The sequence below is a fragment of the Promicromonospora sukumoe genome (assembly GCF_014137995.1).
GTDB classification, from domain to species: domain Bacteria; phylum Actinomycetota; class Actinomycetes; order Actinomycetales; family Cellulomonadaceae; genus Promicromonospora; species Promicromonospora sukumoe.
The window spans coordinates 3,720,967-3,741,043 of the sequence record NZ_JACGWV010000001.1 but is presented as its reverse complement, the minus strand read 5'-3'; the positions used below and the strand labels follow the sequence as shown (position 1 = coordinate 3,741,043).

The window sequence follows — 20,077 nt, the reverse complement described above, 5'->3', positions numbered from 1 at the left end:
TCACGAGTTAGGAGAGGTTTACCTAACATCCTACGAACTGCCGGTCTTCTGACGCAATCGAGTGATACGGACGGCAGATGTAGCGATCGGGACACGCGTTTGGGGCGCGTGCAGGCGCGGGTGCGGACTCAGGCCGGGCGGTACCGGGCCGGCGTCGTTCCCGTCGTCCGGCGGAACGCGGCGCCGAAGGCGCTCGCGGAGCGGTAGCCGACCTGCTCGGCGACCTGCTCGACGGCGATGCCCTGTGCGAGCAGGAGGATCGCGCGCTGCGCCCGCAGGACCGCCTGCCAGCGGGCGAAGCTCAGCCCGGTCTCGGCCCGGAACGCCCGCGTGATCGTGCGGGGGCTGACGTCCAGGAGCACCGCCCAGTCCGTCAGGCCGCGCTGGTCGGCGGGGTCCTCGGTCAGGGCCGTCGCGATGGGGCGCAGCAGGTCGCCGCGCGGCCGCTGCACGAACAGCTCGTGCGGCGACGGCGCCAGGACGTCGAGCACCATCTGCTCGGTCAGCGTGCGCGACGCCGTGGGCAGGGCGCCGTCGTCGAGCCGGTCGAGCAGCAGGGCCAGCAGCGGCGTGATCTCGACGGCCACCGGCTCCTGCGCCAGCGGGGGAGCGGCGTGCAGGCCGAACTGCGCCGCCCGGTACCAGGTGCCCGCGGGCATGCGGCCGGAGTGCACCACCCCGGCCGGCACCCACAGGCCCACCAGCGGGGTGATCGTCCAGGTGCGGCTGCCCGTCGTCGCGCTGGACGCCCCGCGCAGGTTCCACAGCAGCTCGTGCGTCGGGTGGGAGTGCTCCTCCCAGACGGTGTCGCGCGAGACGAGCTCGTCCATGCCCTGGATGACGTACGGGACGTCGACGGCGCCCGCGGCGAACGTCGGCAGGGACCGGCTGTCGTGCATGTGAGCCAGCGTAATCGGAGTGCCTGGGCGAGAATCGTTGGGGTGATCGGCCATGACATCTGGTCGCCGACCCGCTTCGCGCGCAACGGCGACGTCGCCCTCGCCTACGACCGGTTCGGCACCGGCCGCGGCACACCCCTGCTCCTGCTGATGGGCCTGGCCATGTCCCGGTTCTGGTGGCCGGACGGCTTCTGTCGCGCGCTGGCCGACGAGGGCTTCGACGTGGTCCGGTTCGACCAGCGCGACACCGGGGAGTCCACCCGGTTCGGCACGAGCGAGCGGCGCGTCTCGTGGACGTCGCTGTTCGGCGGGGGCTCCGTGCCCTACACGGCCGAGGACGTGGTGGACGACGCCGCCGCCGTGCTCGACGCCGTCGGCTGGGACCGCGCGGTGGCGCTGGGGCACTCCCAGGGCGGCGTCGTGGCGCAGCGGTTCGCCCTGCGGTACCCGGACCGGACCCTCGGGCTCGTCACGTGCGACGCCCCGCCCAGCGACGCCGTGGGCCTGGGCGCGCTGCGGCACCTGCGGTACGGGATGGTCGCGCGGCGCGCCACCGCTCGGTATCCCCGGAGCCGGGAGGGCGACGTCGCGTCCGCGCTCGCCGTCGCCCGGGCCATGGCGTCGTCGGCGTACCCCGTCGACGAGGCGGTGGCCCGTGCCCGGATCGAGCGCGGCCTCGACTGCGGCCCGCGCGACATGCGCGCCATGGGCCGGCAGCTCCGCGCGTCGTGGCACGGGCCCCGGCTGCGCGAGGTGCGCACCCCGACGCTCGTCGTCCACGGCGCGGAGGACCCCCTGGTGCGGACGACGGCGGCCCGCGCCACGGCACGCGCGGTCCCCGGCGCCCGGCTCCTGGTGCTCGACGACGTCGGGCACGACCTGCCGCCCGTCGTCTGGCCCACGCTGGCGCGACAGGTCCGGGGCCTCGTCCCGGCCTGACCCCACGCCCGCGCGCGCAGCACCGCTCCGGACCGTCTCGCCTCAGCGACCGCCTGGCACGGGGATCCACGTGTGCCAGGGCGTGACCCGGTCGATGTGCACGACGGCGTCGAACGCCCGCCGGGCGTCCACGAGCTGCAGCTCGGCGCCGTTGTGCGTGCCGCGCGTCGCGTCCAGGGCCGCGGCGGCCGCGCCGTCGGCCGTGCGCAGGTCCACGAAGTACGAGCCGAGCCCGGGCGCGGCGAGCGCGGCGTCGAGGCTCCCCGGGTCCAGCGCGCCGAGGTCCTGGGTGAACGGGGTGGAGTGCCCCGGGGCGTCGTCGGGCCCCGGGCGGTGCAGCCAGGCCGTGCCGCCGCCGAACGTGGTGCCGAGCACCACGAGGTCGTCCCCGAGCCGGTCCGCGAGCTCGCGCCCCATCGTCGTCATCGGCTGGGGCACGAACGGCGGCGCGTGGAACGGGGTGCGCTGCACGTGGCCGTTCGCCGCGGCGACCACCACGCGGGGTTCGCGCTCCAGCACCCACTCGACCGTGTCCGCCATGGTCACGTCGCGCACGTTGCCCGGCGGGTAGGCGCGCGTCGCGCCCGCGGGCATCGCGGCGAGGAACGCGTCCGTCTGCCGGGCCACCCGCGCGGCGTGCACGGCGAACGCCACCTCTTCCGGGTCCGCCCCGGCCTCCAGGTAGTCGACCCGGCGGGCCCGCACCCGCTCCGCGAGCTCGCCGACCAGCGCCGTCAGTGCCGCCCGCTCGGCGGCCGGCAGCGCGATGTACGCGTGCAGCGCGGGCGCCGCCTGTGCGATCCCGGACCGGTCCGCCGGCAGGTAGCCGAACAGCGGCAGCAGGTCCGCGAGCACGTGCGCCGCGTACCCCGGGTCGACGTCGGCCAGGAAGGCCTCCACCACCTCGACCGCCGGCCGGGCGCTCGCGGCCGAGTCCGGCACGTCCGCCCCGTAGAACCGCACGCCGCCGTCCGTGCGCAGCCAGGCCAGCAGGTCGAGCATCTCCTGGCACCGGCCCATGCTGTAGGTCACGCCCTGCTCCAGGACCTCACGGACCGGCCGCGCACTGCGGCCGGCGACCCACTCGTCCACGAGCCGGCCCTCCGGGAAACCCGACTCCATCACGTACGCCGTGAACCCGTGCCGCGCCAGGAACCGCAGGACCCGGTGCCGCACCAGATACGTCTCGTGGAGGCGGTGCATCGACTCGCCGACCGCCACGACCCGCGCGTCACCCACGATCTCCAGCAGCGGCAGCAGGTCGGTGTCGTCGTCGGCGTCCGGGTCCAGGGTCGCCAGGCGGCGCGCGTTCGCGCGCAGCCAGGCGGTCAGGTCGTCGCTCACTCCCGGAACGTAGCCCCTGCCCGACGGCGGACGGCGCCGTGTGCGCTCACGGCGCAACGCGGGTCCTTAAAACCTCGGTGCCCCGGGAGTACCCGGGATACGGTGCGAGGGCGACAACCAGGGGGAACCACGTGAAGATCACACCGGAGACGCTGCTGCGCGGGTCGCGCGGGCGCCGGTTCCTGCTGGAGTACGCGCGCCGCTCCGAGGCGCTGGCGGCGGGCACCGACCGGCCGGAGAGGCCGTTCTCCGTGGCCGCGATGCTGGCCGGCTACGATCTCGACCCGGGCCGCGGGCGCTCGGTCGTGCTGGTGAGCACCGGGGACCGCGACGTGGAGCCGCACGACGCCACGCCCGGGTCGGTCGCCGCCCTGCTGGGCGAGTTGCCCCTCGCCGAGCTCGACCCGGAGACCTCGCTGCGTACCCTCGCCGACACGGTGACGGTCGCCCGCTACTGGCAGGAGCCCGACGGCGAGGACGTGCTCGCCGCCCTTCCCGTGGTGCGCGCCGCCCTGGAGCGCGTCGCGGTGCACGTGGCCGGGTCTGCCGCCGTCGGCTGGTGGACCGAGCCCCTCGCGGCGGGCGACCAGCACGCGGTCACCTGGAACACCGACCAGGAGCCCGCCCCGATGGGCGCGGCGGACCGGCTCGCGCTCTGGAGCGCGGAGGTCCGGGCCGAGGAGCGGAGCGCGCTCAAGGACCGGCCCGACGACCCCACGGCGTCCTGGAGCGGCACCTGGTGGTCCGCCCCGCCGTCGGACCTGACGCACACCGCGCGCAGCCTCGGCCCGCACGGGCCGACGGGACTGTGGCTCGTGGAGGACGACATGGGGTGGGAGCGGGCCATGACCCGCCGCGTCGGCGTCCCCGCGGACGCCCGGGTCTACGAGGTGGACGGCCCCGAGGCCTGGGCCGCCCTGTGCCGCGAGTTCCCGCTGGAGGTGACCGCCCAGAAGCGGCACGACTGGTACCGCACCACCAGCCGCGTAGGGCGCTGGGTGCTGCCCGACTGGGCGGCGGTCGCCACCCGGTACGACGCCGTCCACCTCACCGTCGGCGCCTACCTCGCCGCGGCCGGCACGGCGATCCCCGTCGGCGACGACACCGCGAGCGTCATCGCCGGCTGGAACCCCGACCAGACCTTCTGGTTCGTCGACACGGTCCGGCCCGGGCCGGACGCGACGGCCTGGGTGCTCGACGACGAGGACTGGGTGCCAGGTCCGGGCGCCTCCGGGGCGAGCCGGCGTGACTCCGTGAACGGGTAGAGGCGCTCCCCGCGCGCGGAATTCACCCGGCGCATAGCGTTTCCGGGTGACCGACGTGTGGACGTGGCCCGCCCGGATAGGCGTGCTCCTCGGAACGGGCCTGTTCCTCGCCCTGCTCATCCCGATCCTCGTGATCCAGGTGCGCCGGTACGGCGCCACCAGCCCGGCCCGGCTGCTCGGCGCGGCGGCGCTCGCCGTCTACGGCACCGCGCTCGTGGCGTACACGCTGCTCCCGCTGCCCTCGGGGGACCTGGCAACCTGGTGCGCGAGCTACGGGTACGACGGCGCACAGCTGCGGCCCCTGCAGATCGTCGCCGACATCCGCGAGCGCACCGCCGGGCTGTCCCTGGGCGCCACGCTGCGGGACATCTCGGTGCTCCAGGGCGTGTTCAACGTGGTGCTGTTCGTGCCGTGGGGCATCCTCGTGCGCCGGTACCTGGGCTGGGGGCTGTTCGCGTCGGCGGCGTCGGCGCTGGGAGCGTCGCTGCTGATCGAGGTCACGCAGCTCACCGGCATCTTCGGGCTGATCCCGTGCTCGTACCGGCTCGCCGACGTCGACGACCTGCTGACCAACACGCTCGGCGGGGTCCTGGGTGCGCTCGTGGCACCGTGGGTGCTGCGCTGGATGCCGGGCGCCCGCACGCTGGCGGCAAGCCGGGGCACGCCGCGGCCCGTGACGCTGTGGCGCCGCCTGTTCGGCATGGCCGTGGACTACCTCGCCTACACCGCTCTGGCCGGCGTGCTCGCCCTGACGATCGGCCTGGGCTACTACCTGCTGACGGGCCGCGCGGCCGCCGACTCCCTGGCGGTGTGGCTGGGCACGAGCGGCCTGGCGTGGGTGCTCGTGTTCGTGCTGCCGCTGGTCACGGGCTCGGGGGAGTCGCTCGGGCAGCGCACGGTGTGGCTCGCGGTCGTCCCGGCGGACGGCGACGGTGACGGTGACGCCGGCCGCGACGGTCACGCCGGCGGCGACGGCCGGGCGCGGCTCGCGCCGTCGGCCCGGCTGCGCCGCGGGCTCGCGGGCGGCGCCCTGTGGGGCCTGCTCCAGGCGCTGTCCGACGCCGCGACGATGTTCGACGTCGGCGCGCTCGCCCCCGCGCAGGGGCTCGCGACGACGGTGGCGACCGTGCTGGTGCTCGCCGTCCTGTTCACGCGAGACCGGCGGGGCCTGTCCGGGAAGGTGGCCCCGTACCGGCTGGTCGACGCGCGGACGCTCGCGCCCGCCGTTAGCCCAGCCGGCCCGCCCCGTCAGGCCCGCGCGCGGAGGTCCCGGCCGAGCAGGTGACGCAGCGCCGGCTCCAGGGTCGGGTGCCGGAACCGGTGGCCCACCGCGAGCAGCGCGGCGGGGGAGACCCGCTGGCTGGCCTGGGCGAGCTCGTCGGCGCCCTCCTGGCCGAGCAGCAGCTTCGGCCCCAGGCTCGGCACCGGGAGGATCGCCGGGCGGCGCAGCACCGCCGCGAGCGTCGCGGTGTAGGCGGCGTTGCGCACCGGCGTGGGAGCCACGGCGTTGACCGGGCCGGACAGCCGGGTGTCGTACAGCGCGCGGTGGTAGGCGTCGACCAGGTCGTCGATGCCGATCCAGGACTGCCACATCCGCCCGTCGCCGAGCCGGCCGCCCAGCCCGGCCGCGAACAGCGGGTGGAAGATCTGCAGCGTGCCGCCGCGGGGCGACTGCACCAGGCCGGTGCGCACGTTGACCACGCGCAGGCCCGCGGTGTCGGCGGGTGCGGTCGCCTGCTCCCAGTCGTGGACGACGTCGGCGAGGAAACCCTCGCCGCGCGCGCTGGTCTCGGTGAGCACCTCGTCGCCCCGGTCGGCACCGTAGAACCCGATCGCGGACGCGCTGACGAACACCCGCGGGCCGTCGGCGGTGCGGGCGGCCAGCTCGGCGAGCGCCGTCGTCGGGCCGATGCGGGAGTCGCGGATGGCGGCCCGGTGCGCGTCGGTGAACCGGCCCGCGATCGAGGCGCCGGCCAGGTGGACCACGGCGTCGACGCCCTCCAGCAGGTCCTCGGCCGGGCGCCGCGGGTCCCAGCGGCGTTCGTCGGGGCCGTGCGGGGCGCCGCGCACGAGCCGGACCACGCGGTGCCCGGCCGTGGTCAGGAAGGGCGCCAGGGCGCTGCCGACCAGGCCGCGGCTGCCGGTGATCGCGACGACCATCGGCCGGTCGCCGCCGTTGCGGGCCGTGGCCTGCGCCGCGAGGTCCATCCCGAGCTGGCGGTGCCGGTAGGCGAACATGGACCGCAGCAGGGCCCCGGGCACCGGGGTGTCGACGGTGTCGGTGATGCGGGTGCGGTCGCCGTCGGCGTGGAACTCGTGGGTGTGCCGCCACGGCACCACCCAGCGCAGGGGAGCGGAGACCAGCTCGTCGACGAACCGCTCCGGCGGCTCGTACCCGGTGTGCCGGGCGACCCACCGCAGGCCGAGGGGCAGCCGTAGCACGGCCTCACCGCCGTCGAGCGACGACGCCTCCCGGACCACCGTCAGGGGCGACCACGGCGGGGTGAGCCGCATGATCGCGCCGGGTCGCTCGTGCCACGCGAACACCTCGGACCTCGGGTGTCCCACCACGCTCGTGCTGGTCAGTGCCATGGTTCCTCACTACAGGTAGTCGGCCGCACTCGCGATGAGGAGGATCGTCACGACGGCGCCGGCCGCGTAGTTGACCCAGAGGAAGTGGCGCCAGCCGCCGTTCGCCCGGGCGGAGTCCGCGTCGCTCACGTTCGCGTACGGCGCGGCCAGCACGAGGTAGGGGACGGCGAGCAGCCCCAGGAGGCCGGTGGGCCAGCCGGTGGTCGCCACGAGCACGCCCGCGACGACCCACGCGCCCAGCGCGAGCCGCACGGTGGTGGCCGCGCCGAACGCCGTCGCGATGGACGAGATGCGGCCCTCGCGGTCGGGCACCACGTCCTGGACGGCGCCGAACGCGTGGCTGGCCATGCCCCACAGCAGGAACGCGCCGAGCACGGCGAACGTCTGCGGCGTCGGGCTCGCCTGCGCGAGCGCGAGCCCGTAGACCGCCGGGCTCACGAAGTGCACGCTGGACGTCAGGGAGTCCAGCACGGGCACCTCCTTGAACCGGAACGGCGGCGCGGAGTACGCGACCAGCGCGAAGAGGCTGACCGCGAGCACCAGCCACGACATCGGCGGGCCGAGCACGACCAGCGCCACGACGAACGGCACGCAGGTCACCACGGAGGCGATCAGGATCGGGCGGTGCCGCCGCGGCGAGAGCATCGCGCCCTCGACGCCGCCCTTGCGGGGGTTGGCGAGGTCGGACGCGTAGTCGAAGACGTCGTTGATCCCGTAGAGCGCCAGGTTGTACGGCACCAGGAAGAACAGGGTGCCCAGCACGAGGGCGACGTCGACCGTCCCGGTCGTCAGCAGGTACGCCGCCGCGAACGGGTACGCGGTGTTGATCCAGCTCAGGGGGCGCGACGCACGCGCCAGGTCAGCGAGCACGACGACTCCCGAACAGGGTCCAGAGGGCGGGCAGGAGGATGACGCCGGCGAGCGGGTAGGCGAAGTCCTCGACGGGCGCGAGCCCGACCCTCAGGCCGGAGATGTGCGCGTCGGAGTAGGCGAACAGCCCGCTGGCGATCATCACGTTGTCGAACACGGCCGTCAGCACGAACAGCGCGACGGCGGCCAGGACGAGCGCACGCCACGGGGCGGGCCGCTCGTCCGCCGTCGTCGGCGTGCGGCGGGCCGCGACGCGGAGTGCGACGGCGGCGGCCGCCACGGCGATCACGAGGAAGACCAGCGTGAGCAGCAGGTAGGTCATCGTGCGGCCTCCTGCCGGGCCAGCAGCCGCTGCGCCCCGAGGACGAGCACCATGGTGAGCTCGCAGAGGAACGCCAGGAAGACGATCTCCTCCACCGGCAGCTCCGGGGCGAGCATGAGCCCCGTCATGTACGGGCCCGCGCCGTGGAAGAAGACGCCCAGGCCGATGCCCGCGAGGTCCCACGCGAGGAAGAACGCGGTGCCGGCGACGAGCACGGCCGCCGCCCGACGCGGCTCGGCCCAGAGGAACAGCTTGAACCGGAGGTCCACGGTGAGTACGCCCGCGGCCGAGACCAGCAGCACGGCGAGGTAGGCGAAGCTCACGGCACCTCCCGCAGCGGCCCGGCGCTGGTGTCGCCCCGCAGCCGCTTGAGCACCAGCTCCGCGCTGATCAGGCACATGGGCAGGCCGATCCCCGGGATCGTCGTCGCCCCCGCGTACAGCAGGCGGGAGACGCGCGAGGAGGCGTTGGACCCGCGGAACATCGCGCTCTGCCGCAGCGTGTGGCCGGGCCCGAGGGCGCCGCCGCGCCAGGCGCCGAGGTCCCGCTCGAAGTCGGCGGGCCCGATCGTGCGCCGCACGACGACGCGCTCCGCAAGGTCCGGGGTGTCGGTCCACTTGGCGATCTGCTCGATCGCGTCGTCCACGATGCGCTCGACGCCGGGGTCGCCGGCGCCGTCGATCCCGCCCGCCCCGATCGACGTGTCGGCCGGCACCGGGACGAGCACGAACAGGTTCTCGTGCCCGGGCGGCGCGACGGCGTCCGTGGCGCTCGGCTTGCACACGTACAGCGACGCCGGGGACGGCACGGACGGCTTCTTGCCGTAGATCGCGTCGAAGCCCTCCTGCCAGTCCTCGGCGAACAGGAGCGAGTGGTGGGCCAGGTTCGGCACCTCGCCGCGCACGCCCAGCAGGGCGAGCACGGCGCCGGGGCCGGGGTCGCGGCGCTTCCACCAGCCGTCGCCGTGGCTGCGGTGCTCGCGGCCCAGCAGCTCGTGCTCGGTGACGCGCAGGTCCGCCGTCGACACGACGACGTCGGCGGGCAGGTGGCGGGTGATGCCGTCCGGGCCGACGACCTCGACGCCGGTCGCGGCGCCGTCGGTCACCGTGATCCGGCGGACCTTGTGCCCCGTGAGCAGGTTGGCGCCCTGTCGTTGGGCGACGCGCGCGACGGCGTCGATCACGGCGCCGAACCCGCCGCGCGGGTAGAGCACGCCCTGGGTCACGTCGAGGTGGCTCATCAGGTGGTACATGCTGGGCGCCGCGCTCGGCGACGTCCCGAGGAAGACCGCGGGGTAGCCCAGGACGCGGCGCACCCGGTCGTTCGTGGTGTGCCGGGAGATGAAGTGGTCCAGCGACTCCCCGAGCAGGCGCAGCAGCCGCGGGGCGCGCCGCACGACGTCGGGCGCGAGCAGCGGCGCCGGCGAGGCGAACGTGGCGTACAGGAACCGCTCGGTCGCGATCCGGTACGTCTCCGCCGCCGAGTCCAGGTACGCGCGAAGCCTCGGGGCCGACTCCGGGTCGAGCGCCAGCAGCGCCTCGCGGGCGCCGTCGGCGGGCAGGTCGAAGGGCTCGGTGTCGCCCTCGAAGAACACCCGGTAGGACGGGTCCAGGCGGATCAGGTCCAGCTCGTCGGCCGCGCTCGTGCCGAGCAGGTTGAAGAAGTGCTCGAAGACCTCGGGCATGAGGTACCAGGAGGGGCCGGTGTCGAACGTGAAGCCGTCGCGGTGCCAGCGCCCCGCGCGTCCGCCCAGCTCGTACCGGGCCTCCAGCAGGGTGACCGACGCGCCGTCCCGGGCCAGCAGGGCAGCGGTCGCGAGGCCCGAGATACCGCCGCCCACCACGATCACGCGCCGTCCGTCGCCGCTCATGCCGCCCATCGCTTGCCGGTCTGGGCGCCCGCGAGAGTCACGACGACGATGCGCATCTTGGTGGTGGCCGGCACCGACACGCGCCGCGCGTGCAGGTGCTCGGCGGGGGTGTTCCGCAGGCGGTCGTTGAGCTCCGAGAACAGGCCCGCGGCCAGCGCCGTCGCCCGCCGCGGCCCGACGGGCAGCAGCGGGAGCACGGCGCGCGCGGCGGCCAGGTCGTCGTCGATGTCGGCGACGACGGCGGCCTTGCGGGCCTCGTCGAGCCGCTCCGGCCCGGTGCCCGGGAAGTAGGTGCGGCCCAGGCGGTCCTGGTCGTCGCCCAGGTCCCGCAGGAAGTTGATCTTCTGGAACGCCGCGCCGAGCCGGCGGGCGCCCTCCTCCAGCCGGGCCCGGACGCCGTCCGGCACGTGCCGCCCGTCCAGGAACGCGCGCAGGCACATCAGGCCCACCACCTCGGCGGAACCGTGCACGTACTCGCGGTACTGCTCGTCGTCCAGGGCCACGACCGGGTCCAGGTCGCGGCGCATCGAGGCGAAGAAGGGTCGCACCAACGTCTCGTCGATGCCGACCGCGCGCGCCGTCGTGCCGAACGCGTGCACCACCATGTTGGTGCTGAACCCGCGGCGCAGCGTCAGGTACGTCTCCTCCTCCAGCGCGTCCAGGGCCGCGCGCCGCTCGGCGTGCGCGAGCCCGGCCTCCTGCGCCGGGCCGTCGACGATCTCGTCGGCCACGCGCACCAGCGCGTAGATGTCCTCGACCATGCCGCGCACCGTCGGCGGCAGCAGCCGCGTGGCCAGGCTGAACGAGGTCGAGTAGGCGCCGATCACCTGGGCCGCGGCGGCATGGGCCGTCCGCGAGTACAGGGCCAGCGAGGACGACGGGATCACGACTCACGCTCCGCGAGCTTGTCGGCCAGACCGGTCAGCTCCTGCTTCAGGACGACGGGCAGCGCCGTGCGGGCGATCATCGCGACCGCCGCGCTGCGCTTGGCGGCGACCAGCTCCGCGACGGCCGACCGCGCGCCGCTGGAGACCAGCGCGGCACGCAGCTCCTCGGCGTCGGCCTCCGTCAGGTCGGGGTGGCCCCACAGGTGCCGCACCGCCGTCCAGTCCGGGTGGCCCTCCGCGCACGCGACCAGCAGGGTCCGCTTGCCCTCCCGCAGGTCCCCGGTCGCGCTCTTGCCCGTCACGACCGGGTCGCCGAACACGCCGAGCAGGTCGTCGCGCACCTGGTAGAGCATGCCCAGGGCGATGCCGACCTGCTCCAGCTCGGCCGAGGCCTGCGGGCCGGCACCAGCCAGGGCGCCGCCGGCCCGCAGGGGTCCGGCAAAGGAGTAGCTGCCCGTCTTGTTCGCCATCATCCGCAGCAGCCGCTCCGGGGTGGCCGGGGCCGTGCCCAGGCCGAACGCGACGTCGTCGTGCTCACCCGCCGCGGCACGGAACAGGCTGTCCTCGATGATGTCCGTCAGCTCCGCGCGGCCCGCCGATCCGATCCGGGCGACCAGGGCGTACGCCGAGCTCAGCAGCAGGTCACCGCCGAGGATGCTCGACGCGGTGCCCCAGGCGCTCGCCGACTCGGGGGACAGGTCGCCCTGGGTCGCGTCGCTCGCGAACTCGGCCGCCAGGTTGGGCCGGCCGCGCCGGGTCAGGTCGCGGTCGAGCACGTCGTCGTGCAGCAGGAGCGCCGTGTGCACCAGCTCGAAGGCCGCCGCCGCGACGGCGGCGTCCTGGGGGTGCGGGCCGCCGAACGCGGCGTGCGCGTCGAGCAGGAGCTGGGGGCGCAGGCGCTTGCCGCCCTCGCTGGACCGGGTCAGCCGGCGCCACAGCAGGCCGTAGTGCTCGGCCAGCGGGGTGGCGCGGCGCACGCGGTCGGCGAAGAAGTCGGCCAGGACGACGTCCACCGCGTCGTGGGTCAGGATCTCGGTCATGGCCAGGTCACGTCGTCTCTGGCGGACCGGGCCGCGAGCGCGGCGTAGAGCGGCATCTCGTCGGCCTGCTCCACGAACCACGGGGAGAACGCCCACGGCGCGTAGCGCAGGGCCTGGCCCAGCGCGTTGCCGTCGGCCCACCGGGCCTCCATGGCCTCGTACGGGTTGACGATCGGCTCGTCCTTGGTGACGGCCACGTACACGGGGCACACCTCGTTCTCCACGATCCCGCTGGCGTCGACGGCGCGGTACCGGAAGTTCGGCAGCTCCAGGCGGAGCTGGCGCAGGGTGAGGCCGAGCTCGTCGCGGGCGCGGCGCATGACGGCCTCCTCGCTGGGCTCGTCCGGCTGGGGGTGCCCGCAGAACGCGTTGGTCCACACCCCCGGCCAGGTCGTCTTGTGCAGGGAACGGCGCGTGACCAGCACCTGGCCCGCGGGGTTCAGCACGTGGCACGAGAACGCCAGGTGCAGCGGCGTGTGCTCGGAGTGCACGGCGCTCTTGAGCTCCGATCCGACGGGCGCCCCGTCGTCGTCGAGCAGGACCACTCTCTCGGTCGTCACGATCGCCCCTCTGTGAGTTTTGCTAGCCTGGCTATATTCAAGCACAGGAAGCGGTTTTCGCCACAGCCGATTACGGACAGATCGCACGGGCTCTTGAGAGTTCGGAGCCGTCGATGTTGTGGATCGAGGCTCCCATCGAGGTGGGCCGGAGTCGACCGGTGGGGTGTGGTTTTTTCTTCTGTCTCCATATGGCGGGCTGACCTGGGGTGATGGTGGCGGGGATACTGGCGCCGTGGAGACGTCGCAGGGCTGGGAGTTCATCACCGCGGTGTTCGATGGTGGGCCGTTGCTGATCGATGGCGTCGACGTCTGGGGCGTCGGCTGGGAGGCCCTTCCCGCCGGGTCCGTGGTCGTCGATGACCCGGTGCATCCCGGCACGCAGCGCAGGGCGCACGCCTATCGGCTCGCAGGCGTGGAGCCTGTCGTGTTGTTCGCGGCCGGGGAGTTCTCGAACGGGGTGTGGGGGTTCTACGAGCCCACCGATCGGATGCGGCGGTTCCTGCTGAGCCGGTTGGAGTGAGCGCGGCTTCCACTATGCTCCCGGCAATGCCCGCGCGTAGCGCAGAGGCCGTCGCACCGCCTGCACAGCGGATCACGCCGGTTCGAATCCGGCCGCCGGGCAGGTCGGCCCTCGTAGCGCAGAGGCAGACGCGCCTGTTTCGCAAACAGGAGCACGCCGGTTCGAATCCGGCCGGGGCCACGTGAGCATCCAGACGGACTCGTCGTCGGCGGAGACGGGTCGGCCCGACGACACGACGCTGCTCGATGAGGTCGTCGCGCGGTTGCGGACGCTGCCCGTCGACGACCCCGCGCGGCTCCGGGCCGAACGTGTCGCCGAATCCTTCGCTCGCGACGGGCGGGTCCAACGGCGTCGCGCGCGCCGGGACGAGGGCCGCAGCGCTGATCGCCTCGCGCTCGCGGCCACCGCGACCGGCGCTGCGGACCGGCGACAGGATGCCCCGCTCGACACGCAGTCCGGCGCGACGACCGTCCTGAGCCGATCGCGGCGCTGCTACGCGTGCAAGGAGCCCTACCGCGAGCTCGACGAGTTCTACCACCAGCTGTGCCCGTCCTGCGCACGGCTGAACCGGGAGCGTCGAGACGCCCGGACCGACCTGCGCGGACGGCGCGCGTTGGTCACGGGAGGCCGGGTCAAGATCGGGTTCCAGCTCGCACTGATGATGCTGCGCGACGGCGCGGAGGTGCTGGTCACGACCCGGTTCCCCGCGGACACCCTGCGCCGCTTCCGCGCGGTCCACGGCAGCGGCGGCTGGCTGGACCGGCTCACGGTGGTCGCCGTCGACCTGCGGGACCCGCGCCAGGTCCTGGCGATGTGCGACGAGGTCCGCCACGGCCGGCCGCTCGACATCCTGGTGAACAACGCCGCCCAGACGCTGCGCCGGCCGCCCGGTTCGTACGCCGCCCTCGTCGTCGGCGAGCAGGAGGGAGTGCCGGGCAGGGTCCTTCGAGCACCCGGATTCAGCACCGCGGCGGCCGTCGACACGAGTCCCGGCGCACAGCTGACAGCGCTCGGGGCAAGAGACGCCGGGGGAGCCGCGCTCGTCGCGGCCGGTGCGCCGTCGTCGGGCACGGTGGACGAGGCCGGCCTGCTACCGGACCTGGCCCCGACGAACTCGTGGACCGCGAGCCTGGGCGACCTGGACCCGGCCGAGGTGCTGGAGGTACAGCTGGTGAACGCGGTGGCGCCCGCGCTGCTGTGCGACCGTCTGCTCCCGTCCCTGCTCGCCGCGCCGTTCGAGCGCCGGTATGTCGTCAACGTGACGGCGGTGGAGGGGCGGTTCGCGGTGCGGAACAAGACCGACCGGCACCCGCACACGAACATGGCCAAGGCCGCGCTGAACATGCTGACCAGAACTTCCGGTCCCGGCCTGGCGGAGAAGGGCATCTACATGACGGCGGTCGACACCGGCTGGATCACCGACGAGAACCCGCTGCCCACTCGCGACCGGCTCGCCGACCGGGGCTTCCGCACACCACTCGACGTGATCGACGGCGCCGCGCGCGTCTACGACCCGATCGTGCGCGGCGAGGCCGGGGAGCTGCTCGCCGGAGTGTTCCTCAAGGACTACAAGGAGGCGTCATGGTGACTCGCCCAGAGGTCGCACCCGCGGGGAAGCGGTCCGCCGCGGACCTCGAGCCACTGCTGACCTGGTTGCGCACCGGTGAGCCGGTGCGGCAACGAACGGACTTCCCGGCGGGGACCGCCCTGCCGGACGGCCGGCTGGACCTGTGCAGGCAGTCGCTCGGGCCCGACGGCGGCGCGCGCGTGGCGCAGGAGCTGCGTCCGGGGGTCGTACGGCACGCGCTGCTCGGGACCGACGGCCTCGGTGACTCGGGAGCGGTCGCGGTGGCCGACGGCGTGAGCCGCGCGGGTGTCGAGACGCTCTACCTGGGGTGCAACGGCATCACCGCCGGCGGGGCGTGCTCGATCGCGGAACGGCTCGCGGGCTCCCCGCACGCCGTGCGCAGCGTCTGGCTCAAGCGGAACCCGCTCGGCAGGGACGCCGGCCGCTCCGGAGCGGCCCTGGTCGAGGCGGCGCGCGACCTGCGCACCCTTGACCTGGTCCAGACCGCTCTCGACGGTCCGGGGACGGCGGTCCTGGCGGACGCCCTGATCGCCGCCTCGGCGAGCGGGCGAGGGGTGATCCGTGCCTATGTGGGCGGCAACGAGCTCGGTCCTGACGGCGCGGCCTCGTTCGCGCGCGTGGTGGCCGCGGGCGCGCTGGGCGAGTTGTACGTCTCGGCGGCCGGGCTGGGCGACGACGGCGCCCGGGCTCTCGCCGAGGCATTGACCGCCGCACCGTACGGCGCGCTCACCCGGCTGTCCGTGGCCAGCAACGGCATCGGACCGGGCGGGGCAGCAGTGCTCACGGCCGCCGCGGTGGACGCCGGGGTCGAGGTGCTGGACCTCGGCCGGGTCCGCGCTGCCGGGGTGCTAAGCGCATCCGACAACCGGGTCGACGGCGAGGCGGCGGACGTGATCGCCGCTGCCTTGTCGGGCGGGCCGCACCGGCTCGGGCACCTGGTGCTCTCGCACACCGGCATCCGCAGTCGCGAGGCGCTCCGGCTGGTCGCTGGTGCGGAGCGGGCCGTTACCGCGACTCGGTTCTCGCTCGGCAAGGGCATCGCCACGACGGTCCGCCGTCGACTCGACGCGCTAGCAGGATCGTTGCCGATGATGCCGCTGGTGCCTGACGACGTCGCCGCCATCCGGAGCGTCTACCGGACCCGGGCGGTCTGACGCTTGCTCGGGGCACCGCTGTTCCGGGCCCGGCGTAGGGTGCCGCGATGGACATGACCCTGGTGCGCCGAGGCCCGGTCGACGACGCCGCGCTCTCGGCCCTGCACGCTCGTGCGTTCGAGAGTCCTCCGGGGGCAGTGACACCGTGGTCCGCGCGGCTGGAGCGGCACAGCCTGACCTGGATCACGGCCGCTGATCCCGCAGGGAACCTGGTGGGGTTCGTCAATGTGATCGGTGACGGCGGGGTACACGCGGTGCTGCTGGACACGGTCGTCGAGCCCGGACACCAGGGGCAGGGGATCGGGCGTGCGCTGGTCGCGGAGGCTGCCGCGGCTGCGCGTGACCTGGGGTGCGAGTGGCTGCACGTCGACTTCGAGGCCGACCGGGCGGGCTTCTACCTGGAGTGCTGCGGCTTTCGGACGACGGCGGCCGGGCTGATGCGACTGACGGACGCCGCGGTCAGCGCGTGAACTCGTGGTTGTCCCAGTCGTAGGGCTGAGGCCAAGGCAGGTCGGGGTGCGGAACCTTCGAGGGCTCGAGGCGTAGCTGGAGCGAGTGCCACCGCAGATCGACGACTCTGAACTCGGCCTGGGTCCCGGGAACGGGCCATGACGCCCTGTTGTGGTGGAACCACAGAGCGTCGACGAAGCCGTGGACAGGGGAATGCCCGATGTCGACGTAGGTACCTGTGGCACCAGGCGGCCAGGGGTTGGTTCCGAACGTTCCCTGAACGAGCGACCCGTAGGGGAACGGGCCTGTCGTCGTGCGTTCGAAGCGCCGCTGGTTCTCGGCTGCCTGGAACACGTGGTCGAACTCGTCGACCTCGACCGGGATCGCGGATGGAGGGGTACCCACTACACCTTCTGCGAGTACGCCGTAGACGGCCTCGTAAAGCTGAACGCCAAGGAGCCCTGCCCGGTCTCTTGAGTCGAGTAACCGGTCCTGGCGTGCTGCCACGATCGGCTCGCCGCTACGCAGGACCACGTGTCTGGACGCGTATCCCTCGTCGTCGAGCTCGAACCAGTGCCACTCGTCCTCGTCGGCCCAGTAGGCGCGAAATCGTCGCAGCACGCAGCAGACTGTAGCGTCGGCGTGGCTGTGCAGCTGCGGTTTCTGGCTCTTCCCGTCGACCAGCCGAGGACTCTGTCGTGAACCCCGACTCGATCCCGAACCTCGCCTGTGATCTCATCTCTCGCGGTGTTGACGTCGTGGGCCAGATCGCGGTCGACGCGCGCGAGGCTCGCGCGCTGGTGCAGGTGTCGCCTGACGCCACGCCGGTGGAGTTCGTCGTCGACCTCCAGGGGCTGGAGCGCTTCATCGCATCGGCTCGCGACAGCGCGCGCGACGTCTTCCCCGATGTCGACCCGGTCGAGGGTGGGCTGCGGCTTGTCTCCGAGCACCTGTGGGAGGAGATCGGGTCTGCTGACGCGAAGGTCCTCGCCATGGGCGTCGATCGTGACGGTCATACGTGGCGCCGCACCGAGGCTGCGCCCCGAGCCCCAGCGCACCCGCAGACGACTATCGCTGGACTACGGACCGAGGCGGTTTCAAGTCCGTGTAGGGCACGTCGGGCGTCCCTCACATCTGCAGCCAAGCGAGAGAGGCCCCGAACACCCAGGTCATCCGGGTGTTCGGGGCCTCCGAGATGCTCCCGCAGTCGGACTTCAACCAGCGACCGACAAGGACCGCACCTGGGTTCACGCTCGCTGCCGGGCGCGAACGCCTTCACGGTCCGCGCCGGTTGCCAGGCTCGCCGACCGTGCGGTGCGGGGCCAGGTCCAGGCGTATCGCAGGATGAGGGCGAGAACGATCAGTTCCAGTACGACGCCGAGGCCGTAGAAGTACAGCCAGAACCCGCCCGCCACGTTGAAGACCGTGACGGGGACGTAGAGCGCGGCCACAACGAGGTTAGCGATGCGGCTCGCGCGGGCGGGCAGCGTCATCGACAGCACGACCATGAAGATCGGGACGGCCATGAGGGTCAGCGCCGTCGTCGAGAAGGTCTGGGAGAGGTCGAACTCGTAGACCCGGCCGGCGAGGATGTCCTTGACGATGCCAGGCGTGAAGAAGCCAAGAATGTCCACGTAGGCGTACAGGAACATGAAGCTGGTCCACGCCGCGGCGAGCTTTGCTCGCACCGGGATGCGCGGGTCTTCCAGCGTGGTGGTGGGCTGCGATGTGCTCATGGTGGGCTCCGTTGTCGTGGTGAGGATCGATAGGTCCACGCTCGCTGAGTGCAACGGCTCGCACACCGGCCCGGAGGCCGGAGTTCACCTGGCCGATGGAAGGGCCTCCATCTCATGCTTTCGGCCGGTACGCCGGGGCACACCGATCCCTAGGCTGGAGCCGTGGTCACCTTCCGGCGCTCCGTCTGGCACGAGCCGCGGCCTGCTGACGCCCGACCCGTCGGTCGGCTCGACTGGCTGCTGGCGGGCGTGTTCGCGGCCGCCGCCCTGGTCGAGGGCATCGTTCGGCCGGGGCTGGCCTGGCGGCCCGTGGTGACGGTGCTCGCCCTGGCGCTGGTGCCCGCACTGCTCTGGCGGCGGAGTCGCCCCCTCCTGGCCGTTCTGGTCGGGTGGGGCGTCGCCGGGGTGCTCTCGGTCCTGCAGCTGACGGCGCACGCCGGGGACCTCGGCCTCTACTCCATGATCGCCGTCCTGATCCTGCTCTACGCCCTGGTGCGGTGGGGCTCGGGACGGGAGATCGTCCTGGGGACGGCGTTCGTGGCGGTCATCGTCGTGCTCGGGATGTACGCCACCTCCGCGGGCTGGACCGACGTCTTCGGCGGGAGCGTCCTCCTGCTGCTGGTCGTCGCCCTCGCGGTGGTGTTCCGCTACCGCGCGGCCCTCTCGCATCGTCAGCAGCGCGAGATCCGTAACCAGGAGCGGGTGGCGCTGGCGCGCGAGCTGCACGACACCGTGGCCCACCATGTCTCGGCCATCGCGGTGCAGGCGCAGGCCGGTGGCGTGGTCGCCGGTGTCCAGCCCGAGAAGGCTGCCGAGGTCCTGGCCGCGATCGAGTCCGAGGCCTCGCGAACCCTGGCGGAGATGAGATCCATGGTGCGGGTGCTGCGTGAGGAGGAAGCCGTCGCCTACTCACCGCAGCTCGGTGTCGCGGACCTGCCTGCTCTGGCGCGCGCCGACACCAATCCCACCGTCGAGGTCACGCTGAACGGCTCGTTGACCCGGCTGGCACCACCCGTGGACACCGCGCTCTACCGGCTCGCGCAGGAGTCACTGACTAACGCCGTACGTCACGCCCGGAGCGCGACCCGCGTCGGGATCGACGTCCGCCGGGAGGGCGACATCGTCAGGCTGCGGGTCAGCGACGACGGGCAGGCCGAGCCCGGGCCGGTCCCGGAGCCCGGGTTCGGCCTGCTGGGCATGGCCGAACGCGCCCAGCTCCTCGGCGGATCGTTCTCCGCGGGGCCCAGGCCCGAGGGCGGCTGGACGGTCGAGGCCGTGCTGCCAGTGGAGGTGTCGGCATGAGCATCCGTGTCGTCGTGGCCGACGACCAGGACCTCGTCCGGACCGGGCTGGTGATGATCCTCGGCGCGCAACCCGACGTCGAGGTCGTGGGGGAGGCAGCGGACGGGCTCGCAGCGCTCGACCTGGCGACCCGGCTGCGTCCCGACGTCCTCCTCGTCGACATCCGGATGCCCGGGATCGACGGCGTCGAGGTGACGCGGCGCCTGGCCGGGCAGGACGTGGCGGACCCGATGGCGGTCGTCGTGATCACCACCTTCGACCTCGACGAGTACGTCCTCGGCGCCCTACGCGCCGGCGCTCGCGGCTTCCTGCTCAAGGACGCCGGGCCGGAGCTCCTCGTCCAGGCCATCCACGCGGCGGCCGACGGGGACGCGCTGATCGCCCCCAACGTGACCCGCCGGCTGCTGGCGTCCTTCGCCGACCAGGCACCGGCGGCACCGGTCCAGCCCATCGACCCGCTCACCGAGCGTGAGGAGGAGGTGCTCGCGCTCGTGGCACGGGGCCGAACCAACGCCGAGATCGGCGCCGTGCTCTTCGTCGGCCTGAGCACGGTCAAGACCCACGTCGCGTCGTTGATGACCAAGCTCGGCGCCCGCAACCGCGTCGAGGTCGCGATGTGGGCGTACGACACCAGACGTGTGCGGGCGGATCAGCCGACACGCAGGCGTTCTGACCAAGGCTGACCGGGAAAACGGCGAGGCCCCGAATCCCCACGTCAAGAAGGGATTCAGGACCTCGT

Annotated in this window: 21 protein-coding genes and 2 tRNA genes; 11 read left to right on the top strand and 12 right to left on the bottom strand. The window is 73.4% G+C overall.

What is annotated here, in order from left to right; genetic code table 11:
• Positions 1-128: 128 nt before the first annotated feature.
• A complete protein-coding gene (locus tag FHX71_RS16605; protein WP_182618168.1) occupies positions 129-899 on the bottom strand; it encodes a helix-turn-helix transcriptional regulator in 771 nt (256 codons plus the stop codon).
• 42 nt (positions 900-941) lie between these two features.
• Between FHX71_RS16605 and FHX71_RS16600 the strand changes: the two genes are divergently transcribed.
• Positions 942-1,838 (top strand): alpha/beta fold hydrolase, encoded by an 897-nt coding sequence (locus tag FHX71_RS16600; RefSeq protein WP_312877070.1) that lies wholly within the window; start codon positions 942-944, stop codon positions 1,836-1,838.
• Between the two features lie 42 nt (positions 1,839-1,880).
• Here FHX71_RS16600 and FHX71_RS16595 read toward each other — a convergent pair whose 3' ends face one another.
• Positions 1,881-3,182, bottom strand: a complete 1,302-nt coding sequence (locus tag FHX71_RS16595; RefSeq protein ID WP_182618166.1) for an erythromycin esterase family protein — start codon at positions 3,180-3,182, stop codon at positions 1,881-1,883.
• A gap of 131 nt (positions 3,183-3,313) precedes the next feature.
• On the opposite strand from FHX71_RS16595, the gene FHX71_RS16590 reads away from it, so the two are divergent.
• On the top strand, positions 3,314-4,447 hold the full coding sequence (locus FHX71_RS16590; RefSeq protein WP_220489707.1) for a hypothetical protein: 1,134 nt from the start codon (positions 3,314-3,316) through the stop codon (positions 4,445-4,447).
• A gap of 46 nt (positions 4,448-4,493) precedes the next feature.
• A complete protein-coding gene (locus tag FHX71_RS16585) occupies positions 4,494-5,732 on the top strand; it encodes a VanZ family protein (RefSeq protein WP_182618164.1) in 1,239 nt (412 codons plus the stop codon).
• On the opposite strand, the gene FHX71_RS16580 is transcribed toward FHX71_RS16585, so the two are convergent.
• The 8 genes from FHX71_RS16580 to idi are packed head-to-tail and all read right to left on the bottom strand — an operon-like array spanning position 5,696 to position 12,591.
• Complete coding sequence (locus tag FHX71_RS16580; protein ID WP_182618162.1) at positions 5,696-7,039, bottom strand: TIGR01777 family oxidoreductase; 1,344 nt, start codon at positions 7,037-7,039, stop codon at positions 5,696-5,698. The two genes, FHX71_RS16585 and FHX71_RS16580, sit on opposite strands and share 37 nt — an antisense overlap.
• A 9-nt stretch (positions 7,040-7,048) precedes the next feature.
• Positions 7,049-7,909: a prenyltransferase gene (locus FHX71_RS16575; protein WP_182618159.1), complete on the bottom strand. Its 861-nt coding sequence runs from the start codon at positions 7,907-7,909 to the stop codon at positions 7,049-7,051.
• Positions 7,899-8,231, bottom strand: a complete 333-nt coding sequence (locus FHX71_RS16570) for a lycopene cyclase domain-containing protein (protein ID WP_182618157.1) — start codon at positions 8,229-8,231, stop codon at positions 7,899-7,901. The genes FHX71_RS16575 and FHX71_RS16570 overlap by 11 nt, the downstream gene beginning before the upstream one ends.
• A complete protein-coding gene (locus FHX71_RS16565; protein ID WP_182618155.1) occupies positions 8,228-8,554 on the bottom strand; it encodes a lycopene cyclase domain-containing protein in 327 nt (108 codons plus the stop codon). Before FHX71_RS16565 ends, FHX71_RS16570 begins: the two co-directional genes overlap by 4 nt.
• Positions 8,551-10,110 carry a phytoene desaturase family protein gene (gene crtI / locus FHX71_RS16560; RefSeq protein ID WP_182618153.1) on the bottom strand — a complete coding sequence of 520 codons (1,560 nt, stop codon included), beginning with the start codon at positions 10,108-10,110 and terminating at the stop codon, positions 8,551-8,553. Before crtI ends, FHX71_RS16565 begins: the two co-directional genes overlap by 4 nt.
• Positions 10,098-10,988 carry a phytoene/squalene synthase family protein gene (locus FHX71_RS16555; protein ID WP_182618151.1) on the bottom strand — a complete coding sequence of 297 codons (891 nt, stop codon included), beginning with the start codon at positions 10,986-10,988 and terminating at the stop codon, positions 10,098-10,100. Before FHX71_RS16555 ends, crtI begins: the two co-directional genes overlap by 13 nt.
• Entirely contained in the window at positions 10,985-12,028 is a 1,044-nt protein-coding gene (locus tag FHX71_RS16550) for a polyprenyl synthetase family protein (RefSeq protein ID WP_182618149.1), read from the bottom strand. The genes FHX71_RS16555 and FHX71_RS16550 overlap by 4 nt, the downstream gene beginning before the upstream one ends.
• A complete protein-coding gene (gene idi, locus FHX71_RS16545) occupies positions 12,025-12,591 on the bottom strand; it encodes an isopentenyl-diphosphate Delta-isomerase (protein ID WP_182618766.1) in 567 nt (188 codons plus the stop codon). The genes FHX71_RS16550 and idi overlap by 4 nt, the downstream gene beginning before the upstream one ends.
• Before the next feature lie 229 nt (positions 12,592-12,820).
• Here idi and FHX71_RS16540 point away from each other — a divergent pair, with 229 nt between their 5' ends.
• The 6 genes from FHX71_RS16540 (at position 12,821) to FHX71_RS16515 (ending at position 16,320) form a co-directional block, all read left to right on the top strand.
• Positions 12,821-13,108, top strand: a complete 288-nt coding sequence (locus FHX71_RS16540; RefSeq protein ID WP_182618147.1) for a hypothetical protein — start codon at positions 12,821-12,823, stop codon at positions 13,106-13,108.
• A gap of 28 nt (positions 13,109-13,136) precedes the next feature.
• Positions 13,137-13,210, top strand: a tRNA-Cys gene (locus FHX71_RS16535).
• A gap of 4 nt (positions 13,211-13,214) precedes the next feature.
• A tRNA-Ala gene (locus tag FHX71_RS16530) sits at positions 13,215-13,288 on the top strand.
• 1 nt (position 13,289) lies between these two features.
• Positions 13,290-14,696 (top strand): SDR family NAD(P)-dependent oxidoreductase, encoded by a 1,407-nt coding sequence (locus FHX71_RS16525; protein WP_312877069.1) that lies wholly within the window; start codon positions 13,290-13,292, stop codon positions 14,694-14,696.
• Positions 14,690-15,850, top strand: coding sequence for a leucine-rich repeat domain-containing protein (locus tag FHX71_RS16520; RefSeq protein ID WP_182618144.1), 1,161 nt, complete (start codon positions 14,690-14,692; stop codon positions 15,848-15,850). The genes FHX71_RS16525 and FHX71_RS16520 overlap by 7 nt, the downstream gene beginning before the upstream one ends.
• Positions 15,851-15,897: 47 nt before the next feature.
• Positions 15,898-16,320: a GNAT family N-acetyltransferase gene (locus FHX71_RS16515; RefSeq protein ID WP_182618128.1), complete on the top strand. Its 423-nt coding sequence runs from the start codon at positions 15,898-15,900 to the stop codon at positions 16,318-16,320.
• On the opposite strand, the gene FHX71_RS16510 is transcribed toward FHX71_RS16515, so the two are convergent.
• Positions 16,310-16,921 (bottom strand): hypothetical protein, encoded by a 612-nt coding sequence (locus FHX71_RS16510; RefSeq protein WP_182618132.1) that lies wholly within the window; start codon positions 16,919-16,921, stop codon positions 16,310-16,312. The genes FHX71_RS16515 and FHX71_RS16510 overlap by 11 nt on opposite strands.
• Before the next feature lie 626 nt (positions 16,922-17,547).
• Positions 17,548-18,036 carry a DUF6326 family protein gene (locus FHX71_RS16505; protein ID WP_182618126.1) on the bottom strand — a complete coding sequence of 163 codons (489 nt, stop codon included), beginning with the start codon at positions 18,034-18,036 and terminating at the stop codon, positions 17,548-17,550.
• A 162-nt stretch (positions 18,037-18,198) separates the two neighbouring features.
• On the opposite strand from FHX71_RS16505, the gene FHX71_RS16500 reads away from it, so the two are divergent.
• Both FHX71_RS16500 and FHX71_RS16495 read left to right on the top strand, forming a co-directional pair.
• Positions 18,199-19,338, top strand: coding sequence for a sensor histidine kinase (locus tag FHX71_RS16500; protein ID WP_182618124.1), 1,140 nt, complete (start codon positions 18,199-18,201; stop codon positions 19,336-19,338).
• Positions 19,335-20,021, top strand: coding sequence for a response regulator (locus FHX71_RS16495; RefSeq protein WP_182618121.1), 687 nt, complete (start codon positions 19,335-19,337; stop codon positions 20,019-20,021). The genes FHX71_RS16500 and FHX71_RS16495 overlap by 4 nt, the downstream gene beginning before the upstream one ends.
• The last annotated feature ends 56 nt before the right edge of the window (positions 20,022-20,077 follow it).